Annotated in this window: 1 protein-coding gene; it reads right to left on the bottom strand. The window is 47.2% G+C overall.

The window, feature by feature from the left end; all coding sequences use genetic code 11:
• Nucleotides 1-1,189, bottom strand: a 1,189-nt coding sequence (locus tag HMPREF2991_RS07805; protein WP_373878912.1) for an Ig-like domain-containing protein, incomplete at both ends; no start/stop codon positions are given.

Below are 1,189 nucleotides of genomic sequence, written 5' to 3'. Positions count from 1 at the left end.
GTTCCAGTTGGAGTCACCTTAGTAAACTCTGGACTGTAAGTTGCAGTAACTGGGGTGCCGTTCTTATCTACACGTTTGACTGTAACTGAATCTGGTTTTCCAACAAACTGCTTGTCTGGAGTGAAGGTTACAGTTCCGTCTGGTGCAATCGTGTAGGTTCCTTGGCCTGGAATAGTCTTCTCTTTGCTTCCATCTGCGAAGGTTGGCTCAATTGTTTCATCGATTGGAACCAATGGGTCACCTCCTTGGAAGCTTGGAGTTCCTGTTTGTGGAACACCCTGAGGACCTGTACTTGTTGCACTGGTTCCAGTTGGAGTCACCTTAGTAAACTCTGGGCTGTAAGTCGCAGTCACTGGGGTGCCATTCTTATCTACGCGTTTGACTGTGACTAGATCTGGGTTTCCGACAAACTGTTTGTCTGGAGTGAAAGTTACTGTTCCATCTGATGCAATCGTGTAAGTTCCTTGTCCTGGAATAGTTTTCTCTTTGCTTCCATCTTCGAAGGTTGGCTCAACTGTTTCATCAATTGGAACCAGTGGATCACCACCTTGGAAGCTTGGAGTGCCTGTTTGTGGAACACCCTGAGGACCTGAGCTGGTTACGTTAGTTCCTGTTGGGGTTACCTTCGTAAACTCTGGACTATAAGTTGCAGTAACTGGGGTGCCGTTCTTATCCACACGTTTCACTGTGACTGGATCTGGGTTTCCGACAAACTGTTTGTCTGGTGCGAAGGTCACTGTACCGTCTGGTGCAATCGTGTAAGTTCCTTGACCTGGAATAGATATCTCTTTGCTTCCATCTTTGAAGGTTGGCTCTACTGTTTCATCGATTGGAACCAATGGATCGCCACCTTGGAAGGTTGGAGTGCCCGTTTGTGGAACACCCTGAGGACCTGTGCTGGTTGCGCCAGTTCCTGTTGGTGTTACCTTGGTCACTGTTGGGGTATAAGTCGCAGTGACTGGGGTACCGTTCTTATCAACTCGTTTAACTGTTACTGGATCTGGAGTTCCGAAGTATTTCTTATCCGGCGTAAAGGTAATAGATCCATCTAGGTTAATGGTATACACACCCACACCTGGAACTGTTTTCGTGGACTGTCCATCTTCGAAAGTCATTGGTTTCGTATCATCAATTGGAACCAGTGGATTGCCTTCTGTGAAGGTTGGGGTACCTTTTTGCGGTTGACCTT

Origin of the sequence: Streptococcus sp. HMSC072D07 (genome assembly GCF_001814835.1) — a bacterium.
Taxonomy (GTDB): Bacteria; Bacillota; Bacilli; order Lactobacillales; family Streptococcaceae; genus Streptococcus.
This window is presented reverse-complemented; position numbering and strand designations above follow the sequence as displayed.